At 63.0% G+C, this 21,561-nt stretch carries 21 protein-coding genes; 11 read left to right on the top strand and 10 right to left on the bottom strand.

Features of this window, described 5'->3' with window-relative positions; genetic code table 11:
- The first annotated feature begins 83 nt into the window (after positions 1-83).
- The 5 genes from C479_RS01005 to C479_RS00985 all read left to right on the top strand — a co-directional run bounded on the left by C479_RS01005 (position 84) and on the right by C479_RS00985 (position 5,313).
- A complete protein-coding gene (locus tag C479_RS01005) occupies positions 84-824 on the top strand; it encodes an ABC transporter ATP-binding protein (protein ID WP_049906999.1) in 741 nt (246 codons plus the stop codon).
- Positions 821-2,332: a hypothetical protein gene (locus C479_RS16200; protein WP_007696519.1), complete on the top strand. Its 1,512-nt coding sequence runs from the start codon at positions 821-823 to the stop codon at positions 2,330-2,332. The genes C479_RS01005 and C479_RS16200 overlap by 4 nt, the downstream gene beginning before the upstream one ends.
- A gap of 177 nt (positions 2,333-2,509) precedes the next feature.
- Positions 2,510-4,117 (top strand): cobyric acid synthase, encoded by a 1,608-nt coding sequence (locus C479_RS00995; RefSeq protein WP_007696517.1) that lies wholly within the window; start codon positions 2,510-2,512, stop codon positions 4,115-4,117.
- Between the two features lie 147 nt (positions 4,118-4,264).
- On the top strand, positions 4,265-4,957 hold the full coding sequence (locus C479_RS00990) for a hypothetical protein (protein ID WP_007696516.1): 693 nt from the start codon (positions 4,265-4,267) through the stop codon (positions 4,955-4,957).
- 101 nt (positions 4,958-5,058) lie between these two features.
- A complete protein-coding gene (locus tag C479_RS00985) occupies positions 5,059-5,313 on the top strand; it encodes an MTH865 family protein (protein WP_007696514.1) in 255 nt (84 codons plus the stop codon).
- A gap of 137 nt (positions 5,314-5,450) precedes the next feature.
- On the opposite strand, the gene C479_RS16420 is transcribed toward C479_RS00985, so the two are convergent.
- Positions 5,451-5,627: a hypothetical protein gene (locus C479_RS16420; protein WP_169317767.1), complete on the bottom strand. Its 177-nt coding sequence runs from the start codon at positions 5,625-5,627 to the stop codon at positions 5,451-5,453.
- A gap of 342 nt (positions 5,628-5,969) precedes the next feature.
- On the opposite strand from C479_RS16420, the gene C479_RS00980 reads away from it, so the two are divergent.
- Positions 5,970-6,257, top strand: a complete 288-nt coding sequence (locus tag C479_RS00980; protein ID WP_152415774.1) for a hypothetical protein — start codon at positions 5,970-5,972, stop codon at positions 6,255-6,257.
- Positions 6,258-6,304: 47 nt separating this feature from the next.
- Positions 6,305-7,048: a hypothetical protein gene (locus tag C479_RS00975; protein WP_007696507.1), complete on the top strand. Its 744-nt coding sequence runs from the start codon at positions 6,305-6,307 to the stop codon at positions 7,046-7,048.
- A 151-nt stretch (positions 7,049-7,199) separates the two neighbouring features.
- Here the strand turns inward: C479_RS00975 and C479_RS00970 are convergent, their stop codons facing one another.
- The 4 genes from C479_RS00970 to C479_RS16415 form a co-directional block, all read right to left on the bottom strand.
- Positions 7,200-7,562 carry a winged helix-turn-helix domain-containing protein gene (locus tag C479_RS00970; RefSeq protein WP_007696505.1) on the bottom strand — a complete coding sequence of 121 codons (363 nt, stop codon included), beginning with the start codon at positions 7,560-7,562 and terminating at the stop codon, positions 7,200-7,202.
- A gap of 236 nt (positions 7,563-7,798) precedes the next feature.
- A complete protein-coding gene (gene otsB, locus C479_RS00965) occupies positions 7,799-8,695 on the bottom strand; it encodes a trehalose-phosphatase (protein WP_152415773.1) in 897 nt (298 codons plus the stop codon).
- Between the two features lie 26 nt (positions 8,696-8,721).
- Positions 8,722-10,290 (bottom strand): alpha,alpha-trehalose-phosphate synthase (UDP-forming), encoded by a 1,569-nt coding sequence (locus C479_RS00960; RefSeq protein WP_007696501.1) that lies wholly within the window; start codon positions 10,288-10,290, stop codon positions 8,722-8,724.
- 133 nt (positions 10,291-10,423) lie between these two features.
- Complete coding sequence (locus tag C479_RS16415) at positions 10,424-10,594, bottom strand: hypothetical protein (RefSeq protein WP_007696499.1); 171 nt, start codon at positions 10,592-10,594, stop codon at positions 10,424-10,426.
- Positions 10,595-11,002: 408 nt separating this feature from the next.
- Between C479_RS16415 and C479_RS00955 the strand changes: the two genes are divergently transcribed.
- Both C479_RS00955 and C479_RS00950 read left to right on the top strand, forming a co-directional pair.
- Positions 11,003-14,272, top strand: coding sequence for a bacterio-opsin activator domain-containing protein (locus C479_RS00955; protein WP_007696497.1), 3,270 nt, complete (start codon positions 11,003-11,005; stop codon positions 14,270-14,272).
- A 436-nt stretch (positions 14,273-14,708) separates the two neighbouring features.
- Positions 14,709-15,455, top strand: coding sequence for a helix-turn-helix domain-containing protein (locus tag C479_RS00950; RefSeq protein ID WP_007696495.1), 747 nt, complete (start codon positions 14,709-14,711; stop codon positions 15,453-15,455).
- Between the two features lie 10 nt (positions 15,456-15,465).
- Here the strand turns inward: C479_RS00950 and C479_RS00945 are convergent, their stop codons facing one another.
- Positions 15,466-16,005, bottom strand: a complete 540-nt coding sequence (locus C479_RS00945) for a CBS domain-containing protein (RefSeq protein WP_007696493.1) — start codon at positions 16,003-16,005, stop codon at positions 15,466-15,468.
- 110 nt (positions 16,006-16,115) lie between these two features.
- Positions 16,116-16,478, bottom strand: coding sequence for a DUF555 domain-containing protein (locus C479_RS00940; RefSeq protein ID WP_007696491.1), 363 nt, complete (start codon positions 16,476-16,478; stop codon positions 16,116-16,118).
- A 294-nt stretch (positions 16,479-16,772) separates the two neighbouring features.
- Here C479_RS00940 and C479_RS16345 point away from each other — a divergent pair, with 294 nt between their 5' ends.
- On the top strand, positions 16,773-16,976 hold the full coding sequence (locus tag C479_RS16345; protein ID WP_007696489.1) for a hypothetical protein: 204 nt from the start codon (positions 16,773-16,775) through the stop codon (positions 16,974-16,976).
- A 274-nt stretch (positions 16,977-17,250) separates the two neighbouring features.
- Positions 17,251-17,979: an archaeal proteasome endopeptidase complex subunit beta gene (gene psmB / locus C479_RS00930; protein WP_007696488.1), complete on the top strand. Its 729-nt coding sequence runs from the start codon at positions 17,251-17,253 to the stop codon at positions 17,977-17,979.
- Between the two features lie 239 nt (positions 17,980-18,218).
- Here the strand turns inward: psmB and C479_RS00925 are convergent, their stop codons facing one another.
- The 3 genes from C479_RS00925 to C479_RS00915 form a co-directional block, all read right to left on the bottom strand.
- Positions 18,219-19,331, bottom strand: a complete 1,113-nt coding sequence (locus tag C479_RS00925) for a Gfo/Idh/MocA family protein (RefSeq protein WP_275039655.1) — start codon at positions 19,329-19,331, stop codon at positions 18,219-18,221.
- 247 nt (positions 19,332-19,578) lie between these two features.
- Positions 19,579-20,859 (bottom strand): TIGR00341 family protein, encoded by a 1,281-nt coding sequence (locus C479_RS00920; protein WP_007696483.1) that lies wholly within the window; start codon positions 20,857-20,859, stop codon positions 19,579-19,581.
- A 188-nt stretch (positions 20,860-21,047) separates the two neighbouring features.
- Positions 21,048-21,561 (bottom strand): translation initiation factor eIF-2B (locus C479_RS00915; RefSeq protein ID WP_007696482.1); only part of this gene is annotated, 514 nt, incomplete at its 5' end.

Below are 21,561 nucleotides of genomic sequence, written 5' to 3'. Positions count from 1 at the left end.
GGCCAGTCCGGGAGACGAATCCGATACCCGGATCGCCGGTGCCAGTACGATTATACGAGTGGTCTGAGAATTCATCCTGATCGATGAGTGCAATCCGAGTCAGGGACCTGACCAAGTCCTTCGCGGGTGTCGACGCCGTATCGGGGATGGGGTTCGACGTCGACCGTGGCGAACTGTTCGGTTTTCTGGGTCCCAACGGGGCGGGTAAGACGACCACGATCAAAATTCTGACTGGCCAACTCAGGCCGGACTCCGGGGCGGTCGAAGTGGACGGGACTGACCCGTCGGTCGATCCGATCGAGACGCGCCGCCGGGTCGGAATCGTTCCTGAAGGAGGGGTGCCGCCGAGTTTCTTCACACCCCGAGAGTACTTTACGTACGTCTCCAGACTGCGCGGACTCGAGTCGGAGATCGTCGAACGACGGATCGACGAGTGGGCCGAGCGGCTCGGCCTGCAGGACCGTCTCGAGACGATCCACACCGATCTCTCTCGCGGCCAGCAACAGAAGGTGATGATCGCACAGGCGTTCCTGCACGAACCCGACGTGGTCTTCATTGACGAACCACTCGCCAACCTCGACCCACTCGTTCAGGAGCAGGTCAAACGGCAACTCGCCGACTACGTCGACGACGACAACACCGCGTTCCTCTCGACACACAACATCGACGTCGCCGAGGACCTCTGTACACGGGTCGGGATCGTCGCCGACGGGAAGATCGTCGCCGAACGAGATCTCGATACCGCGGACGAACCGCTCCTCGACGTCTTCCTCTCGACCGTCGACGAGGCACAGCCACGCGACGTCCCAATCGTCGACCGATGACGAACGCATCCGAAGCCCCGGCCGACGGAGCGACTGAGTGCACCGAGCCGGGAGTCGGTACTGGCCACACCGAGACGCCACCGATCCGAACACAGCTCGCGGTGACGGCTCGCGCTCTGGCACGCGAGGAGTGGCGCGTGCACACGACGCTCTTCGGCGGGTACCGGTTCCTGACGATGCCGATCTTGATCACGCTCTTCGCCGGCGGGACGGCCTGGCTGCTCACCGAGACCGGGACTGCACCGGACGCCGTCCTGATTGGCATCCACGTCTGCGCCCTCGCGTTCGGACTCTACGCCGGGACCGCGGGGTTCGCCGGCTCGGCGATGCTCGAAGACGTGTTCGGCACGCACCAGTTTTTACTCGGTGTCGCCGACACGTTGCCCCTGTCACGTCGACTCTTTCTCGGGCTCTTCCTGGTGAAAGATGCCCTCTTCTACGGCTGTTTCTTCGTCCTGCCGATGGCGGTCGGCGCAGTGGGCGTCTCCGGCTTTTCGGGAGCGACCCCGATCAGTCTGGTCGGGCAGTGGCTTTCGCTCTGGCTCGTCTTCGTCGGCGGCATGGCCGTGACCGTCGGGGCGATCTCGGCGCGGACGAACGGGGTGCCGACGTGGGCGATCGCCGCCGTCGCACTCCTGGCGGCTGTCGGCGCCTGGGCGAGCGGATGGCTCGACGGTGGTACCGTCCTCGTCACCGCTCATTCACCGGTCTCGATGGCGATACTCGCGCTGTCGACCGTCCTCGTCGGCGCTCTCGCACTGGCTGCGTACAAACCCACTCACGTCCCACCCTCTCGAACGGCCCCGGAACGGTTCGAAGGAATACGACGGCTGCTTCCGACGGACGATCCGCTCGTCGCGAAGGCGTTGCTCGAACTCGGTCGAAGTAGCGGCGGATTCGCGAAGCCGTTCGTCTCGGTCGGCCTCCTGTTCGGGCTCGTCGCCGGATCGCTGGGAATCGTCGAATCGATCACGGGTGTCGCCCCGGCGCCGGGCATTTTCTTCGGTGGCATCCTCGGCGTCAGCGCCTTTACTACCTACAACTGGCTGACGCAGTTCGACGACGTGTCCGACTATCTCGTGCTCCCCGTCTCGGTCGTCGACGTCTTCCGGGCGAAGCAACTCGCGTTCCTCTTCGTCGGTCTCCCGACGGCTGGCCTCCCGTATCTGCTCGCCGTCGTGTGGTTCGACGCAACGCCCCTCGACGCGATCGCGGGCGGCGCCGTGCTGGTCGGCTACTCCGGGTACTACTACGGACTGACGGTGGCGCTGGCCGGCTTCTCACCGAACGAATTCCTCTTCGACGGCGGTCGGTTCGCGGCGTTCGGCGGGGGCGTCGCTATCGCACTCGTGCCGACGTTACTCGCCGCGTTCGTCCTGACCCCTCCGTCCGTGCTCTCGACGGTACTCCTAGTCTGTGCCAGCGCGCTACTGGCCGGTGTCGGGTTCGTCCTCTCGACCAGAGCGGCGACGTACTGGGCCGATCGCTCGATGGCTGGTACCGCCTGAACAGCGCAGTCATTTCTCTGTTTCGTCCGACCGAGTCACGTCGACCAATCGTTGCTAGTCTCTCGCTCGTCGCGAGTATCACGAGAACCGCGGGAGTCGAGACGACTGGCATCGGGGTGTGGACTGTCACGGAAACCGGTACGACAAAGCGTCCGGGCGCCAGGGATCAGGTGACGAATGACGGAAACGGTACTGGTGGCTGGAACGGCGAGCCACGTCGGGAAGTCGACGGTCGCGACCGGTCTCTGTCGCCTACTCGCGGACCGCGGGTACGCGGTCGCCCCGTTCAAGGCACAGAACATGAGCACCAACGCACGGGTGGTCCTCTCCGGGTCGGCTGTTGGCGACGACACAGGCAATGACCGTGTCGATCATCACAGCGAGGGAACCGACGAGTCATCGATCGGTGCAGCGCCCTCGTCCGATCAGTGGGGGGAGATCGGTGTCTCGCAGTTCGTCCAGGCGAGAGCAGCGCGAACGACGCCGACGACCGACACGAATCCGGTGCTGTTGAAACCGCGTGGAGACGGCGAGAGCCAGCTGGTGATCGATGGTCGGGCCGTCGGTCACTTCGAAGCGGGAACGTACTACGAGCGCCACTGGGAGACGGCCCGCGATGCGGCGATCGCCGCCCACCGCCGGTTGTCACGCGCGGCGGACGTGATCGTCGCGGAAGGCGCCGGCAGTATCGCGGAGATAAACTTACACGACCGGGACCTCGCGAACATCGAGACCGCCCGTTTCGCGGACGCGAAGATCGTGATCTGCGCCGACATCGAACGCGGTGGGGCATTCGCGAGTATCTACGGAACACTCGAACTCCTCCCCGAGGACGTTCGTGATCGTGTGGTGGGCGTCGTCATAACCAAATTCCGCGGCGATCAGTCGCTGCTCGAACCGGGAATCCAAACGATCGAAGCACGCTGTGACGTGCCGGTGCTCGGGGTGATCCCGTACGAGGAGTTCGACCTGCCCGAAGAGGATAGTCTCGGACTGCCCGAGAAGACGACGGTAGGTGTCCGAGGAGCCGACGACGGCGTGCCGGCCGAGAACAGTGTCACCGTCGCCGTTCCGCGGTTGCCCCGACTCTCCAACGCCGCCGATGTCGACGCACTGGCGGCCGTCCCGGGTGTTCGATGTGTGTTCGTCCCGCTCACCGAGGAGGGATGTGACCGACTCGCGAGCGCCGATGCCGTCGTGATCCCGGGGACGAAAAACACCGTCGACGACGCCCACGCCCTCGTCTCCTGTGGGATGGGTGACGCAATCCGTTCGTTCGACGGGCCAGTCGTCGGGATCTGTGGGGGCTACCAGCTACTTGGGCGGCGGCTCGTCGACGCCCAGCACGAAGGGACCGGGTCGGACCGGGTCGTCGAGGGACTCGACGTCTTGCCAGTCGAAACACGATTCGGCCCCAAAAAGCAGGTCCGTCGGCGCCGTGTCTCCGTGGATGGAACCGGGCCGATCGCGGCTGCGACTGGGACAGCGACGGGCTACGAGATTCACGCAGGCGAGACGAGTCACCTGCAGTCCATGGACGAACCGGTAGAACCCGGAAGCGCCGTCCGTGGATCGGTGCTCGGCACGTACCTCCACGGCCTGTTCGATACGGACGAGGTGAGATCTGCGTTCGTCGACGCGGTGTATCGTTCGTCGGGGACCCCACGACCCAGCGGATCAACGGATCGTGCGTCACCGTCAGCTCCGTCCGATCGTGTTGCAACCGTCCTGGCCGAATCGATATCGCTCTCGCCGATCGTCGAGGAACTCTCATCGAGACGGTGAGACCGACGTTCATCGACACCATGAGACGAATCGGTCGGTGGCAACTGGGGGCGCGACGGCTGCACGATTTACGAACTTCGAATCGGCGCTCGATACGGCAGGAAGGTTAATGCAGGTATCCCGACGATATCTCGTATCGGGCTCTGTATGATCGGGACTGCCCCCGCAGTGATTTTCGATAGCTTTCCCTGGTGGATCGCCAGACCGATCCTCTACGTACTCGTCCTCGGAACGGGGATGGCCTTGGACGAGACCTACGTCAACCGAACGACCGTCCTGGCCGGCGCCCTCGCACTCTCGATCCATAGTCTGACGACGGGCGGCGTCTGGGCGCCACTGGGACTGTACCTCGACGTCGGCCTCGTCCTCGGGGTCTACGGGCTGTATGCGTACGTCGTCGACGCGTACGTCCCGGGCTGGTTTCGCGCCGCCGCGTTCATGCTGTACTCGCCCCTGTCGATCGCGTTGATCCTGCTGTTTCCCGACATCATCTTCTTCGTCTCGCTGTTGGTCGCGGGCTACGCGAATCTCCAGTTGCTCGCCACGCTCCATCCGGTCGAACCGTACTACTTCGGTCCCGAATCGCCGGACGCGTCCGCCCGTGCAGCATCGGCGGCCGGCACTCCGGATCCAGTCGAGCGCGCTGATGGCTCCGTCGGTGGCGGGCTCGGACGTATCGCGAATGAACTAGGGACCCTCTCAGGGACCAGTTCCGACGAAGAACCCGCCCAGTCGACGACTTCGTCGGCGGACGAACGTGACGCACGGCAAGACTCGGATCGGTCCGGCGTTCCACCCGACGACCGGGGCGTTCTCCCCGCGTTCATGCGTCGGCTGTAACGCTCTCGGGTTGAATCGTGCGCCGTGAGCGGTACCGTCACCGCCGTGGAGAGTCAACTACCCCATAATTTATTATTTATGCGGCGGAAGTACCGGCTGCAATGGCAAACGAAGACGAACTCCGCGAGCAATTCACCGACGCCTTCGAAGGCGCATCGTACCCCGTCTCGAACCCAATGGACCTCGTCCCGGCACTGCCGGACGGTCCGGCCACGAAGTTCGAGTCCGGTGACTTCTCCATGACGGCGATGGAACTGAACTCGAAGACCGCGGGCGACGCCGACTTCCCCTACGATTCCGTCGACACTCTCGTCGACGACCTCATTCAGGGCCTCAAAGACGACGACTACCTGTAGATCGTCGACCTCGATTTTGGCTTTGCTGAGAACCGCTCGATTCGAACTGATCGAGTGCAACAGAACGGTAGCGATGCTCACCGCACGTCCTGTTCTGGCCATCCCAGTGAGTCAGCCGAAGACGTCGGCTCGGCCGATCACGTCGTCGAGTGGACGACGATGTCCTCGCTTCCACACGCCGGGCACGAGGTGGTCGTCGTCTCGACCGTCGTCCCACACCGTCGACACTCGTGGACGTCCTCACTGTCAGCCGGTGAACCGCCGAAGATCTCTCGCACAGTGTCGAGCATCCCAGTCCCATCGAGGCCTGCCATCCCGACAGTAAAGTATCTTTCTGGATGACTCACTTCGCGTGAAGACACTATTCGGCCCAGGAAGATTGACTCTGTATATCGGTGGGGCCCGGGAGAGAGAGGAACCGTACCGATCAGCATATCCGCCCCGCGAGAGAGTTCGTCCGGGGTCGTGAAACGGAGCCGGCCGCGCTGACCAAGGACCAGTTCTGTATTTCAACGGTTCGTATGTCCACCCGTCGGCAAACGTGAGTGTCGGTCGAACGTGACTCTCGTGAGAGCTGAACGACCGACACGACGTGCTCGCTCGAGTTGGAGCCAATCGAGGCGACCGCCACCGTGACCGCACCACCGGAGTGCTTCGTGACCGAATCTGGTCGCTACCTGACTCGCTGGCAGCTCACGCGGTCGTTCGAAATCGGCATCCTGACCGCTCGACTCTCGGTCGACGACGAGCAAGTGCTACTCGCAGAACGGACCGAGGGGAGGACCGTGACGATCGTTCGCTGTCCGTGGGAGACACTCCCGACCCACGTCGAGCTTCGCTCGGACGGAACCCGGGTCTGGATCGCCGACCGACGCCGCACACACCCGGCGAACCAGGCTGCCGTGTGGCCACCCGCGTCACCACGAGTCGGTGATAAGGTGTGAAGATATTCACCATCGGTGTTCAGTAGGATCGTTCGAAACGTTCTTCCGTGAACCGTCGAACCGCTCTCGGGGCGCTGGGGACGGCCATATTCGTTCCCGTCGTCGGGTATTCGTCCGCCCGGGATGGATCGACCGTTTCGGTTCGGTTCTGGCTCACTCCCGGTGCGGCCCGCTACGCTGGCCTCGAGGACCACGTCCGACGACTGCTGCGTCGAGGGTTGGCGTTCGATCACTGGACAGTCGAGGTCACCGCTGGAGGTGTCGTCGATATCGGGACGGAGAGTGCAGCCGAGACGATGCGAAGCGGTCGGTGGCCAGGTGCCGTCGGTGCCGGGATCGCCGGCGTCCGTAACATCGATCCCGTCTGGGACGCCAATCTCCTCGTTACCGACGGATCGCTCGCCGACTCGCCATCCGGATACGGTGTGCCACACGTCGCGGCAGTCGGCGGTGCGTCGGCCCTCACGACGGTCGAACTGGACGGGAGCTTCGACGAGCCGGTCCCCATCACGGATGCGACGTTCGCGTCACAACTGGTGTTGCACGAAGTTGGCCACGCATTCGGACTCTCTCACGAGGATGGCAGTCGATACGAGCGATCCGGAGCGAGCGTCGTAACGCCGATGCTGTCACTCTACGGGTGGCGACGCGAACAGTTGCTCGAATCGACGTGCGGTGGGCCGGTCACTTCAGGTCCACCAGCGGAAGGGAAAGACCGACGACTGGATCTCACCTTCAGTGACTGCGCTCGGCGCTCGTTGCGGACGTACGACGGGAATCACCTCGGCTAACGTCACTACACGGACCAGCGAGCACGCTCGGTCGAAAAACCGTCGGTCCCGGACGAACGACCGAACGGCACTTTTCACTAGTCAGTACTCGTGACCTGGCGACGGGTGTCGCCAGCACCAGTACGAGAGCGTCGGTAGTGACGCCGAGTCCTCAGGAGTCGTCGTCCGGTTCCTCTGATTTGCCGCGTGCGAAACTGGCCTGTGGCGTCGCGTCGGTTGCGCTCGCACTGGGGCCCGAGTCTGCACGCTCGATGAGGGCTTCGAAGTCCTCGACTTCGTCGTACTCGTCCTGATGCATCAGCGCACGTTTCCCGAGGTTCGAGATCTCGTACAGGCCGGAGCGTTCGGCCGGACCGATCTTGTCGACGAGGCCGTAGTCTTCGAGGACGGGGAGTCTCGTATTGATGTTCTTGCGGCTCTTTCCGGTGTGGGAGGCGAGGTTCGTCGCGACGTTCCGACCCCTGTCTGCGAGTGCCTCGAGGATCAGAAAGTCAGTTGGTTGACGGAGTTTCATAAGCGTGTTCTGTATGGTACCTACCTTTCCGATGGTAATAAACTCTTTCGGCTAGCAGCCGCGCTATCGGACAATTGGGAGCGCCACCGAAGTGCGACTCGAAATATTGCTACCGGAATCGTGCGTTTTCGAACAGTCGTGTACTCCCGGTCCGCGTCGTGAAACCCGCCATCTCGTCGTCGATCAGGACCGCAGTCCCGCCGTAGCGTAACTCCACCCCCAGCGATTGGTTGCGTTCAATCCCCGCAGGCCACTGTTTCGCTCAAGACGGGCGCGGCGAGTTGATCGAGGAATTCTCGCACCGTTCGTGGGGAGTCCGTTCGATACCGTGCCGTCGATCGTGTTCGATCTCCCACCCGAACGCCGACATCGGACCGTCGAAGGGCTCGAAACGCGTCCTCGTCCGTCGTATCGTCACCGCAGACCAGGATACGCGTGCCCCTCGGGTGTTCGTTCCGGAGGAGTTCGACGGCGTCGCCTTTCCCCCACTCGATGGCCGGGCCGAACTCCACAATCTCGTCGCCGTGGCTCAGCGACAGCCGCTCGTCACCGAACCGTTCGACGACGTCGACGGTCAATTGTCGACAGAGCTGGGCAACTGGCGCTGGAGCGGTGCGATAGTGGACCGTTCCGGTGAGGCGTTTCGACTCGACGCGGATGTTCGGAAGTGGAGCGAGAACCGTTTCGAGCGTCGCGGCGCAGGCCTCGATACGCGGAACAGCCGCCGCAGCGAGGGGATGGACGACCGGCCGGAAGGCACCGGCCACCGATTCCGTCGATCCAGAGCGGTCCGGTCCGCGCGTATCCGCCGAGGCGCGATCGAGGCGTTCGAGTCCGTGATTCCCCACGAGCGTGACTGGCAGTTCAACTCTGGATCGCAAATCCAGCACCGATCGGCCACTCACGATCGCGACCGTCACGTCCGGTTCGTCGTGCAGTCTGGCGAGGACCCGTTCGGTAGCGGGCGGGAGTGTTGCCTCGTCGGGATCGTCGACGATCGGTGCGAGCGTTCCGTCGAAATCGAGACAGCAAAGAAGATGCGAGCCACTACGGAGTGTCGAGATGACCTCGGCACGATCACGGTTCAGCAGGTCGGGATAGCCGACCGCCGTCCCGTCTGGATCTCCTGTCATGGATCCGTCCATCTCACGGGTCGCGTTCAGACCCCGTCTCCGGAGTATTGGGTCGGGAGTACCGACCGATCGGACGATCGCTCGGCGAATGCGTCGAACTGAGCGGCCATCCACCACTCGAGCGGTCGCTCGAAGACGCGTGCTCGGAGACGGCGCATTCGGCGTCGCCGGTCAGCGTCCGGAGTCGTGAGGGCACGGTCGATCGTTCGCCAGATCGATTCGACGTCGGTCGGATCGACGGAGAACGCGTCGTCACCCAATTCGTCGTGCGCGCCGGCACGTTCGCTCAGACAGAGTGAGCCCGATTCGTCCACGCTGGCTGCGAGGTACTCTTTCGAGACCAGATTCATGCCGTCACACCGTGAGGTGACCAGCATGAGATCCGCGTGGCGGTAGAGTGCCGACAGCTGGTCCCGCGTAAGGTACGCTTCGGAATAGACGATCGGCCGCCACGAATCGGTCCCGAATCGGTCGTTGATCCGCTCGACGCGCTGTCTGACCGCATCACCGTACGACGCGTACGCAGGAATGTCCGTCCGACTCGGCGTCGCCGTCTGGACGAACGTGAACGATTCCAGCCATCGGGGCTGATTTTCGAAGAGCTCCTCGATCGCATCGAGTCGCGCGACGATCCCCTTCGAGTAATCGAGTCTGTCGACGCCCAGACCGAGGTGTTCCGTCGTCGGGATGGAGAGGGTCTCGGTAACCGATTCGAATACCGTTTCATCCGCTGCGTGGCCCCGTTCTTCGTGTTCACTTGCATCGATTCCCAGGGGGATGGCGCGGACGTGTGTCTCGGACCCCTCGTACGTGACGATACCAGCCTCGGCGTCGACACTGGCGCCGTCGACGAAGTACCGAACACAACGCAAGAACCGATCGACGAACCGATCGACGTGAAACGCGAGGACGTCGTTCCCGAGCAACCCGTCGAGGATCTCTCGCCCCTCTGGACACCGACTGAACAGTTCGGGTTTCGGCCACGGAATGTGCCAGAACTGCCCGATCGTCGTCGAAGACGGGACGCGATCGCTGATCATCGCCGGTGCGAGTGCCAGGTGGTAGTCCTGCAGCCAGACGAGCGTCTCGGCGGTGGCGTGGGCCGCCACTCGGTCGGCGAACCGTTCGTTCACCGCCCGGTAGCCATCGTAATCGCCAGTTCGGATCGAAATTGCGTCACGAACGCCGTGACAGAGCGGCCAGAGTACTCGATTGCTGTAGCCGTTGTAGTACGCCTCTTTCAGTTCGTCGTCGATCCAGACTCGTTCGACATCGTATGCCGGGTCCTCGGGCGGGACGGACACACGATCGTTCTCGTCGACGACCGCCCGATCGGCCGAGCCGTCTCCCCAGGCGATCCAGGTACCGCCGACGCGCTGCAGGACGGGATCCAGCGCCGCAGTGAGTCCGCCGGTCGGTCGGTCGACTTCGATATCGCCGTCTCGCCCGTACGTGTGTCGGTACGGCTGTCGGTTCGAGAGTACGACGAAGGACTCGAACGAGTCGAGTGGTGGCGCCCACGCCGGCCTCGTCTCGTCCTCGGTTCCCTGCGTCGCTGTCGGTACCGAATCCGTTCCGTACGCGAAATTTCCCATTCGGGTGTGTCCACATCGTCACCGGTGGTTCTCTCCGCGCTTGCACATGCGTGGTCGACATACCCTGGTGGGGAACGAACGCCTAATTCGTCGCGCTGTTCAACACCGTGGCCGATGCCCATCGACCACTAACTCAGTAGAAGTAGAGTTCGAGTTCGTGCCCGCAATTACGACACGACATGTCGTGACCGCGAAGCGTCGCGTCGGACACGTCGTCGGTCGACTGGAGCCCGGGACCGTTCGGCACCGTCGCGGTGACGGGCGTCTCGCACGATGGACAGCCGATGCGTAGTGGTGCGGCCATAGAACGTCACCGCTGACACCGCCACTCCACGTAGTTACTGTCCACCAACTATCAGTGGTAGTCTCGCAACGACTGCTAGCCCATTTCCCAGCACCCGGACAGTCGTTTCCGCGTCGGTTCACCGTTTCCCGACCCCGCTACGTTCGAGTTGGCCCGGCTACGTCGATCGAATCACCCGAGAGTGAGAAAGAGCGAGTGATCGGGTCGAGCCGAGCGCAAGCCCAGGTATGGGGCACTTACCCTTCGAAACAGTCACGAGATGTTAGGTTGCCGACCCGGAAGCTAGCTGCGTGGACACGCTCGCTTCGAGTGGAACGCGATGTCGACGGCCACTGGATCGCACGATTCGGCGACCGGAGCCGACCGCAAGCATCCGAATCCGGGTAACTGAGCGGTAACTGGGACGCAATGAACGATCCGCCAGATCAGGTACCGACGACGCGTATTCGGGTCGTCCTCGTCGGCGAGTCAGCCGACGTGGCCCAGCTGGGCCGAACCCTCTCTCGCGGGGAGACACTCGTCTCGATCGCAGCCGTTCCGACCGGTGCAGCCGCAGCCGAGCACACGGAACACGCAGATTGTCTGATCACTGATCCTGAACACGTCGAAACGCTCGTCGCAGTAACCGACGTGCCGATCGTCTCGGTGTCGTCCGACGACGCTGCGCCACTTCAGGTGGATGCGGCTGACGTCGTCTCGCCGACGGCCCCGGTGAACGTCCTCGAGACCCGCCTTCGAAACGTCGTCGACGCCCGAACGGGTGACCGTGAACGCATCGCGCGGATTCGCGGGATACTGGAGGCGAGTGGAGCGGCGATCGTCCTTTCGGACGCCGACGGGACGATCGAATGGGTTAGCGAGTCGATGGACCGACTGTTCGGCTACACGCCCGCCGCTCTCACTGGGACTGCTATCGAGTCGCTCGCCATCGAATCGGATCGGGAGACGCTGGAGCAGCACCGAATCGCCGTTGCGGACGGTGACGGTGACGAATTCAGGCGTACCACCGCTCGTATTCGTGACGGGACGGGTCGACGGAGTGAGTGTACGATCGAGATGCGAAACCGGCTCGAAGATCCCACCGTGAATCGACTGGTCTGGACAATCGCTCCCGTCGACGGACGCCCCACCTGGCGCGAAGGACTCAGTGCTGACATCGACGCTATCGACGACCCGATCCTCACCCTCGACGACGACTGGATCGTGCGACGGGCGAACGAGACAGCGCGAGGAGCGTTCACAGTGACGGAGAACGGGTCGATCGGCGACGAGGGAAGTTCGATCACTGACGATCGGGGGCCGGTCGGTCACGAGTTCTGGACGCTCGTCTCTCCGGCGACCGTCGATACGTGGTTCGAACGATTAGCCGAAGCACGCGCCAGCGACTCGTCGGTCTGGTTCGACGTCGCTCGACCCGACGACGGCGTCGATTCGGTCGTCACCTATCCCGGAGACGGGTCACTCACGCTCGTCGTCCACCGCCGGGACGCCTCGCCGATCGATCGGTATCGAGCGGAACTCGAGCGGACGACGGGGCTCTTAGACGAGATGGCCGACCCTGCCGTCCTCGTCGACGACGGACGAATCACCGCGGCGAACGCAGCCGTCTTCGAGTACACGAGTCACGCAACCGTCGTCGGTCGCTCGATCGAGGCACTCGTCGGGGATCGCCTCGCCTCGGAACTCACGGCTCGGGCTGGCGCACCGGTTCGACGGGTCGACCCGATCGAGTGGCGCCCGACGGTGGAGGGTCACGAACGCGTCGTCTTGCTCACCGTCGGCACGATAGCGGACGACCAGACAGCTGTCGTCGGTCGGGACGTGACGGACGAGCGACGGCTAGTTGACGGCATTCGCGAACTCGGCGAGACGATCGACGCCGTCGAATCAGTCTCGACCGTCGAAGCGACCCGCCGGACCCTCCTCGCGGGAATCGTCTCGGCGACGGGAGCGACGGTCGGCGGCTGGTATCGACGAGACGGTGACCGGCTGTCGCCACGAACGAGTATCGGGCCGACCGAGACAGAACGAGCCCCGACGATCACCGTCGCGACGGAGCGATTGAACGAGATGTTCTCGGATGGACCGACGAGACTCCCTCGCTCCGCCCGCGTCCCCATCACCGCGGCGACGACGATGGCTGGACCGCTCGCGATTCCGGTCTCCGACACGGACGTGATTCTCGTCGGGACGGTCGATACGGACGAGGAGGCGACCGACTCCGAATCCGCCTCGACGGAATCGCCACGGAACGAACAGACGGCGTTCGACTCCGAAATCCCGGGCGAGGCTGGCGATCTCGTGACCAAATATTCAGCCGCGGACTGGCTCACACCGACCGTCGACGTCGGGTCGGAACGAACTGTCGAACGCGACGCGTTTGGCTCGTTGTTCCGATCCGTCGTTCACCTCTCGCTGGCCCGGGCGCGCTGTCTCGACAGGACACGTGAACTGACGGCATCAGTCTCGCTCGAATCCGAACTGCGCGAACGGATGGTCACACTTGTCGAGCACCGTGAATCCACGTACCGGGCACTGGCGGCGGGAGAGACTCGACAGGCAGTCGAACGGACGTTGTGTGACTCGATGGCCGACCTCGATGCCGTCAACGCGTGCTGGCTCGTGGCGGGGCACGCAGACGGGCGACGCGTTCGCGAAGCTGCAGGGACCAACGGACAACCCGAGAGCGGCATCGACCCACCCGCCAGTGATTCGTTCGACCGACTCGTTGATCGAACTCTGGCAGAGGAAGACCAACAGATCGAGCGGATCGATTCGGCCCGAGACGATAGCGGTAGTCGGTCGTCGACGGCCGAGAGGATAGTACGTATCGCGACCCCGTTCGACGATCCGACCGGCTCCGCGAGAGTTCTCGTCGTTCAGGCGGCGATCGACGACGAGTCGTTGCTCCCAGAATACTGTACGGAGCTCGTGACCGTCGTCGGCCTCGTGATCGATGCGATCACCGCCCAGCGTGCACTCCACGCCGACGACACGCTCGAAGTGGAACTAGGTTTTCCAACCGCTACCGACGATGCACTGACTCGACTGGCGGTCGAGATCGATCGGCGGGTCACCGTCGATTCGGTCGTCCCCACAGACGATCACGTTACCTACTACCTCACGGTAGCGCAACTGGACGAAGCGTCGTTCGTGGCCGCCGTCGGCGACGTCTCGGCGGCTACGCTCGTAAACAGCTACGTCGGCGAAAACGGGACGCTGCACGCCGAGATTGCTGTCAAGGGAAGTGAAGTGTTCGAGCTTCTCCGTGCTCACGATGGGGTCCTTGTGGGGCTGTCACCAGGAGACGAACGACTTTCGCTGCGACTCGAGCTGCCGGCCACGCGAGACGTTCGCGAGCTCGTCGAATCGATTCGAGGGACGTATCCGGACGTCGAGTTTCGCGCACGACGGCCGGTTTCCCCGAGCGGGCCGGATCGGCCCGTCGGGACACTGCTCGCTGCGCTAACGGATCGCCAGCGGGAAATTCTCCGGACCGCCTACGCGGCAGGCTATTTCGAATCTCCGCGCGAGCGCACCGGCGAAGAGATCGCCGAGACGCTCGGTATCTCCCAGCCGACATTCACACGCCATTTCAGGGCAGCCGAGCGGACCATCTTCGGTACACTCTTCGATCAGTACTCGGGAGAACCCACCGAAGATCGAGGGGCCGAATGACGAACGAGAATAGGTGATGTACATCAATCTGTATGCGTGTACGCGTGTGCAGATGTTCGTATGTGTGAACGGGTGTTTTTACCTGACGACCAACCTGTAGTGACACCGTGAACCCGGTTTCCAACGCCGTCGACACGGTCTTTAATGGCGTTCCCTGTCCCTAATCGGGTATTATCGCCGGCGTCCGGGCGATAATGGTCGATTGCCGTCGCCCAGACTGTACCCCTCGGTTACCGGCAGATGAATACAACTAGCCCCGTCCTGGCGACACTGAATATACCTAGCGCTATCGAAGATGTGGCCGGCGTGGGAACAGAGAATCGATGAAAGCCGGAACGGAAACGGAACCTTACCAACCGCGGAGTGAGTGGTTACTGCGATCGACATCGTGTCTCTTTCAGGATCGTGGAGTCGTTTCGACCGAGAGGTGGGAGCGGTGAGCACCGACGCCCGGCAGTCCGGTCCGCGGCGGGAGACCGAGTCGGGGGCAGTCGAACGCACCCGGAGTGACCGTACCCCGGCGACCACTGGTGACGGTGTCGTCGCAGAGCTCCACCTCGACCACGACCGGTTGCTCCTCCGCCCGACGCTCCGTTCGATCGACGATGTTTCAGTGACACCAGAATATCGGGCGCGAAACGATGGCGTTTGCTACCAGTTCGTCACTGTCCACGGCAGCCAGCAATCGGATCTGCTGGCATCGTTCGACCGTGATCCGACGGTCACGAATCCAGTCTGCGTCGATCGAACCGGTGACCGCGTCGCCTTCCGGCTGGAAGTGACGGACCGGGCGGTTTCCCTGTCTGGCCCGATCGCCGAGCAAGGCGGGCGTGTGCTGGACGCAGACGGTACCACCTCGGCGTGGATCCTTCAATTGCAGTTTCCGTCACGCGATGCGCTGGTCGCGTTCAACGACGCGTGCAAAGACCGAGACATCTCCGTTCAAGTCACGCAGTTACGATCCAGCGGCGACGACGCCGAACCGGTGCTCGGGCTGACCGACAAACAACAGCACTTGCTCTCGGTCGCCTACGAACTGGGGTACTTCGACGTCCCCAGAGGAATTTCCCAGGACGAACTCGCCGCAAAGCTGGGCGTCTCTAAATCCGCGATCTCACAGCGACTCCGGCGCGCGATGACCGAACTATGTGCGACCTCGCTCTCCTCACCCGGTGGGCGGTGACGAACGGCGATTAAGATAGTCTCGCAGCGAGATCGGCTTCGGTGATGAGCCCAATGGTGCGGCCGGATTCGGTGATCATCACGGCCTTGTAGTGGTCCAGCAGATTGGTGATCTCGTCCAGCGTGGCATCCTTCGAGACGGTGGGGAAACTCTCCGCCATGTGTTCGGAGACCGGTTCGTTCCGGGAATCTTCGTCCAGGTGAACGAATTCGCTCTGGCTGATCGAGCCGACCGGGATCCCGTCCTGGATAACCGGAAGTTGCGAGTACGCCTCTGATTCCATCAACGTGGCGGCATCACTGACTGCGTCGTCCGGGGAGACGCTCACGACATCCTCGTTCAACAGATCCGCAGCCCGTATGATGTCCCCCTCAGCTTCGTCGAGTGCGGTGACGATTCGCCGCAGCGTCGAGAGTCGTGGATCCACGTCTCCACCTTCGATTCGGGCAATGAGTGGCTGAGAAACGTCGGCCCGGTCCGCCAGTTCGCTCTGGGTCAGTTCCAGGTCGGTCCGGCGCTGGCGCAGGTCCGCGGGCGTCGGCAGATTCATACAATTAGATTACCTGGGGTTATAGTTAGGTGTTTGGATCGGACCGATCGGTCGCAGACTGGCGTCCGACACTGACCGATAGACGAACCAACGAGAGGAACGGAGCCGACTCAGGCCGCTTCTTCGTCGTCGGTTTCTTCGAATATCTCCACGACGTCGAGTGGGACGTCTTTGAGCGCGCCGCCGACTTCGCTCTTGGCGATGCGCTCTGCGTGTTCCTCTCCCTCGGCGTTGAAAACCTCCATCTCGAGTGCCAGGCCGACAAGGGCGGTCTCAGCGGCGATGAACGCGGAGTCGAACGGTTCGCCACAGGCCGGACAGCCCGTCGCGCCGACTTCGACCTCCACGTACTGCATATCCGCGGCGTTCAGCCGTTTGCCGGCTTCACTTACGGCGACACCGATCGCGTCGTCGACGTCACTCACATCACGAACCAGCCAGGCGGCTTCCATCGCAACGAGATAGTTGCTCATACGAAGGCCTCGTTTCGCGTGGCCACCTTCTTTGCGGTTTCCACTCGCGAAGCGGACCATTGGTGCTCACCTCCACGGTAGTCCGTCGTTCTTCCGGAGCCAGACTGCGCGCCCGAGACCCAAATGATGACGATACGTTACGAGAATTCTTGGAATACATGCCCGCCGCGTTATCCGTGGTTCGGCCGAACGACAGTCGATTTGTCCGCGAGTCAACCTGAGTTTAATCGCACGACGTGACGGGGGTGATCCCACATGATGGATCGGGATAAACCGTCGGCGGCAGGAAGACTTATGTATGCCCTGCGGCTGAGCACCGACTACGCGATGACAACCCGCGCCCACCGTGCGGCCATGTTCACCCTGTACCAGTTGACGATCCTACTCGGGATCCTCCTGATGCCGATCGCACTGCTCACCAGGCAGGCTGGGGTCTCGTTCCCAATTCACCGCATTATCGGCCGGATGGAGGCGGCCTACGAGAGTACCCAGCCCTGAGTACGGCGATCACTCCCTCCGACTTCGTGACCGACCACTTTCTGCAGTGAGGCGATCGTCGTCGACGACCCCGTTTGCCTGCCCAGACATCGAACCACACGTCAAGAGAACCCGCTCCGTCACGAGATGGCACTTTCGGCCGGTAGCAGGCGAAACGACCCAGACGCAACGTGTGGATCAGCGTCAGTCAGCAGGCTTCGGCCGGTTTCGAACCCAGCCATCGGGGTCCGTTACCGCCGATGTTTTATACCGTCCCGCCCGTTAGTCTCGATCAATGCGTCAACCGAGTGTCGACGACTTCTCGACGACCGCTGATCGACTCGCCGGTCACAGTGATCCGTACAGTCCGGAACTCGGCTCACTGCCCCAAAACGACATCGACGAGGCTGATCTCGACAACGTCAACAAGACCGGGACGACGACGATCGGCATCTCCACAGCCGACGGCGTCGTCATCGCGACCGACATGCGAGCGAGTCTGGGCGGCCGATTCGTCTCGAACAAGAACGTCCAGAAGGTCGAACAGATTCACCCGACGGCCGCCCTGACGCTCGTGGGGAGCGTCGGCGGTGCGCAGTCGTTCATCTCGAACCTCCGCGCGGAGGTCAACCTCTACGAGGCGCGAAACGGCGAGGATATGAGCATCGACGCGCTGGCGACGCTCGCCGGCAACTTCGCTCGTGGCGGCCCGTTCTTCGCGATCCACCCGATCCTGGGCGGCGTCGACGACGAGGGAAGCCACGTCTACAGCATCGACCCGGCCGGCGGCGTGATGGAAGACGATTACACCGTCACTGGCTCGGGGATGCAACTCGCCTACGGTCACCTCGAACAGTCCTACGAGGACGGCCTCTCGAACGACGAGGCGATGACGATCGCCGCTCGCGGGATCAAGTCGGCGGTCGAACGTGACACCGGCTCCGGGAACGGCATCTTCCTCTGTGAGATCACCGACGACGGCGTCGACATCCACGGCCATCACGATTTCGACGAAGTCCTATAGAATCCTCGGAGCGACTGTCTTCTTCCGCCAGATGGTGAGCGGCCGACTGATTTGCAGTACGACGTGATCGGTACACGTGGGAACGAAGCTATTCGACTACTCGGAGTCGAGACACCGTTGGCCGCATATTGGCGTCAGATCCTCTCAGCAGACGGTCTCCATCCGTCCGCTCCCGAACAGACTTCTCAGCTGCGGTCAGCGCGATAGTTCTGCGATCACGTTCGTACTTCGAGTAGCGCTTACTGTACTTCCGGAGCGGTCAACTGCTCGTCCTGCATCTCTGCGCGCGGCGTCAACTCGACGCTTCGATTCGTCGCGGCCGATTCGTAAATCGCCTCGATCACGCGCTGGACCTGCAAGCCCTGCTCGACCGTGTTCGTCTCGGGCTCACTGCCAGTGGCCGCACACTCGAGGAAGTGGCGATCCTGAATTCGATAGCCAGGTTCGGCCGCTTCGGCCGATAGTTCGACGTCCTCGTAGTGGTCGACACCGGCGATACCCGCATCGAGCACGCGACAGGTGGAGTCACCGATTTCGAACCTCGCACCGGCGTCGCCGCCGCGGACGTGTACGTCCATCGATGGGTCTCGATTCGTCGCCCACGCGGCTTCGAGCGAGATCGTTCGTCCGTCAGCGGTTCGAACGAACGCCGAGACAGAATCATCGACATCGTACGTTTCGTCGGATCCCGGTCCGCCGAACGCATCCGGGTCGGCGACTGACCGCGAGTCACCGAACGCCGACCGCGTCTGGCCGGTGACTTCGATGATCTCCGGGAAGTTCATCGCGTACAGCGACAGATCGAGCGCGTGTACACCGATATCGATGAGTGCACCGCCGCCGGATAACGACTCGTCCGTGAACCACGATCCGGTGCCGGGGATGCCCCGACGGCGAACGTAGTTGGTCTCGACGTGCCTGATCTCACCGAATCGGTCTCTGTCTCGCTGGGCATCAAAGAGGCGAACAGAACCCGCATGCCGATTGTGGAATCCGACCATCGCACAGCCCGGTGACGCCGATGCGGCCTCCACGATGCGACGAGCGCTTTCGACCGTGTGGGCGAGCGGCTTTTCGATCAGGACAGACAATCCTGCTTCCAGTGCCGCGACCGCGATCGGTTCGTGAAACCGATTCGGCGTGGTGACGACGACCGCGTCGACGGCCTCGTCGGCGACGAGCGCGTCGTACCGTTCGTACGTGGTGGCATCGAACGAGGCCTCGAACTCGGCACGGGACTCGGCGGCGATGTCCGCTCCGGCGACGACCGTCGCGCCAAGTTCTTGCACGGTCGACGCGTGCAGATGACCCATCCCACCGAGGCCGACGATCCCCACGCCCAGACCGCTCACGCGGTACCACCCGGTGCGATGGTGACGGTTGATCGTGGTGTCGAAGTAATCTCCACTTGCTCGGCGGAAACGAGCAGATACCGAGAGCCCATTGACGGATTCAGGGGTTGCCTCGAAATAACTTTTGTGACCCATTAATTGGCCATTTGTCGTGAAAGTCACTCCATCGGTACATATTTGCCTGACAGACTGACACAGATCAATATCATTCGATGCCGGCGAAGCGCCACCCGATTCACCATCTGCGTCACCCACTTCGCTGCGTTTCGACGAGTTCGACCGTGACACGGATGTCCGTTCCAGTCGCTGACTCCAGTCGCTCACGGACACGATCTGCAAGGTCCGGCCCCACCGATTCGCCGGGTGGCAGTTCAGCCATGACTGTCACCGCTGGGGTCTGGCCAGTGTACACGTCGTGAAGATCGTACGAGACGTCCACTTCGTGAAACACGCTGGAGGCGAACGCTGGATCCCCGCTCATCCGTTCTAACTCGCTGTCGACGTCGTGAGTGACGCTCGCAGTCTGGTACGTGCCGAGTGTTACGCCAATCAGGACGACCGTGAGGAGGGCGATCGCACCGAGAACGACCACGGATCGCGTGAGCACCCGTCGGGCGGTCTGGTCCAGATGTTCGAGGCGATGTGGTCGATACCCAATCACCCACAGGAGGACGAGTGCGGTGAGATTGATCGCCAGAACGTTCACGAGGACGAGGGTCCCCGAGGTGAGGACGACCATCGGCTCGCCCCAGGCGATGCCCAGCCCAGCGACGGCAGCCGGTGGAACGAGTGCGACGGCGATTGCAACGCCCACGAGCACGGAGCCGACGTCGCGCGTGAGACTGATCACGGCAGCGCCACCGGAGCCAAGTGCAAGAATCAGGGACAGCAGTGTCGGTGTCACGCGCTCGTGCACCTGTGGAATCGTCGCAATGTCGAGCCCCGGCGGGAGCAAGACCGTTCCACGGAGCGCTACGCCGAGGAGTGCAGCCGTCGCGACCGTGAGGACCAGTCCGATCCCCTGTAGCATCACGCCGCGAGAGGCGAGGTCGTCGTCGCCGACCACGACACCGACGCTCGCCGTCAATGCCGGTCCCATGAGCGGTGCAACGACCATCGCGCCGATGATCGTCGCCGCCGAGTCGGTCAACAGCCCAGCCGTCGCGATGAGGCTGCTGAGGACGAGCAGGATCGCGAAGGTCGAAAATCTCGGGGCGAGGTCGACGGCTCGCGCGCGCAGTTCGTCTCGAGACAGGTGTCCGTCATCGAGTTCCTCGTCCGTCCCAGCCCCGGAGACCGAAGCCTCGACGCCAAGAACGACGATTCGTACGTCGTCGTGCAGGCCAGCCGCTCGAAGCGACGATAATACGGCGTCGACCGCCCCGTCCGCCACCGGAATCGAGGCGATCGCCTCGTACGCGCCCTCGCTCGTCTCCTCCATCACTCCGTATTCGACCGCCTCGGCGTCGAGCAACGAGAGCAACGACTCACGTTCGCCGCGTGGAATGTACAACTGCACGAGTCGCATATGATCGATACGACGGTCATTGGGTTAGAACGAGGGGGGGCACGGTCGAGCCGACGTGGCGCCCTCGGTATCCTCGATATCGTGTTTCCCCGTCAAGTCACCGAGGGACCGCCAGTAGGCGGGACGAAACCCTGTCACCCATCTACGATCGACCTTACGAACAGCGAGCGAATCAGCGAGATTGGTGCTCAGGGCGTTCGGGTCCCTTCGTCCGTGATGATCTGGTCGACGAGGGCGACCGGCGTCTCGTCGTACGCAGGGTTCGAGACCGAAAACCCACTCGCGGGTTCGAGCATGACCTCGCTCTCGGTGCGGAACTCGTTCTCGAAGACGAACCCCTGCGTGATGAGCTTCGAGGCGGCGCCGAGGACGGTGACCGGAACGTCGAGCTGTGACGCCGTCGCCGCGAGTGGGAAGGTCCCGACGCGGTTGTAGAGGACGTCGTCGACGACACAGTCCATCCCGACGACGAGGCGATCACACTCGCGCAGGTGATAGCCACCCGCAGCGTCGGTGATGAGCGTCACGTCCACGCCGTCGATCGTCGCGAACTCCCTGGCCGCTTTCCGACCGATGTATCGTGGCCGGGCCTCTGTCACGTACAGGTCGAACGTGGCTCCCGCGTCCGTCGCGATCTCGAGCGCTTCGAGGACCGTCGAGGAGTAATCGTGCGTCATGAGCGTCGCTCCGCCCGACAGGATC

The sequence above is a fragment of the Halovivax asiaticus JCM 14624 genome, from assembly GCF_000337515.1.
Lineage (GTDB): Archaea > Halobacteriota > Halobacteria > Halobacteriales > Natrialbaceae > Halovivax > Halovivax asiaticus.
Note: the sequence above shows the minus strand (reverse complement) of the source record. Positions and strands in the feature narration are given on the sequence as shown.

Coding starts and splice junctions, on each gene's coding strand:
- C479_RS00995 (WP_007696517.1), top strand. CDS start 2,510: ATGACGGAAACGGTACTGGTGGCTGGAACGGCGAGCCACGTCGGGAAG.
- C479_RS16200 (WP_007696519.1), top strand. CDS start 821: ATGACGAACGCATCCGAAGCCCCGGCCGACGGAGCGACTGAGTGCACC.
- C479_RS00990 (WP_007696516.1), top strand. CDS start 4,265: ATGATCGGGACTGCCCCCGCAGTGATTTTCGATAGCTTTCCCTGGTGG.
- C479_RS00970 (WP_007696505.1), bottom strand. CDS start 7,562: ATGAAACTCCGTCAACCAACTGACTTTCTGATCCTCGAGGCACTCGCA.
- otsB (WP_152415773.1), bottom strand. CDS start 8,695: ATGACAGGAGATCCAGACGGGACGGCGGTCGGCTATCCCGACCTGCTG.
- C479_RS00920 (WP_007696483.1), bottom strand. CDS start 20,859: ATGCGACTCGTGCAGTTGTACATTCCACGCGGCGAACGTGAGTCGTTG.
- C479_RS16345 (WP_007696489.1), top strand. CDS start 16,773: ATGTATGCCCTGCGGCTGAGCACCGACTACGCGATGACAACCCGCGCC.
- C479_RS00960 (WP_007696501.1), bottom strand. CDS start 10,290: ATGGGAAATTTCGCGTACGGAACGGATTCGGTACCGACAGCGACGCAG.
- C479_RS00940 (WP_007696491.1), bottom strand. CDS start 16,478: ATGAGCAACTATCTCGTTGCGATGGAAGCCGCCTGGCTGGTTCGTGAT.
- C479_RS16420 (WP_169317767.1), bottom strand. CDS start 5,627: ATGGCAGGCCTCGATGGGACTGGGATGCTCGACACTGTGCGAGAGATC.
- C479_RS00945 (WP_007696493.1), bottom strand. CDS start 16,005: ATGAATCTGCCGACGCCCGCGGACCTGCGCCAGCGCCGGACCGACCTG.
- C479_RS00985 (WP_007696514.1), top strand. CDS start 5,059: ATGGCAAACGAAGACGAACTCCGCGAGCAATTCACCGACGCCTTCGAA.
- psmB (WP_007696488.1), top strand. CDS start 17,251: ATGCGTCAACCGAGTGTCGACGACTTCTCGACGACCGCTGATCGACTC.
- C479_RS01005 (WP_049906999.1), top strand. CDS start 84: ATGAGTGCAATCCGAGTCAGGGACCTGACCAAGTCCTTCGCGGGTGTC.
- C479_RS16415 (WP_007696499.1), bottom strand. CDS start 10,594: ATGGCCGCACCACTACGCATCGGCTGTCCATCGTGCGAGACGCCCGTC.
- C479_RS00955 (WP_007696497.1), top strand. CDS start 11,003: ATGAACGATCCGCCAGATCAGGTACCGACGACGCGTATTCGGGTCGTC.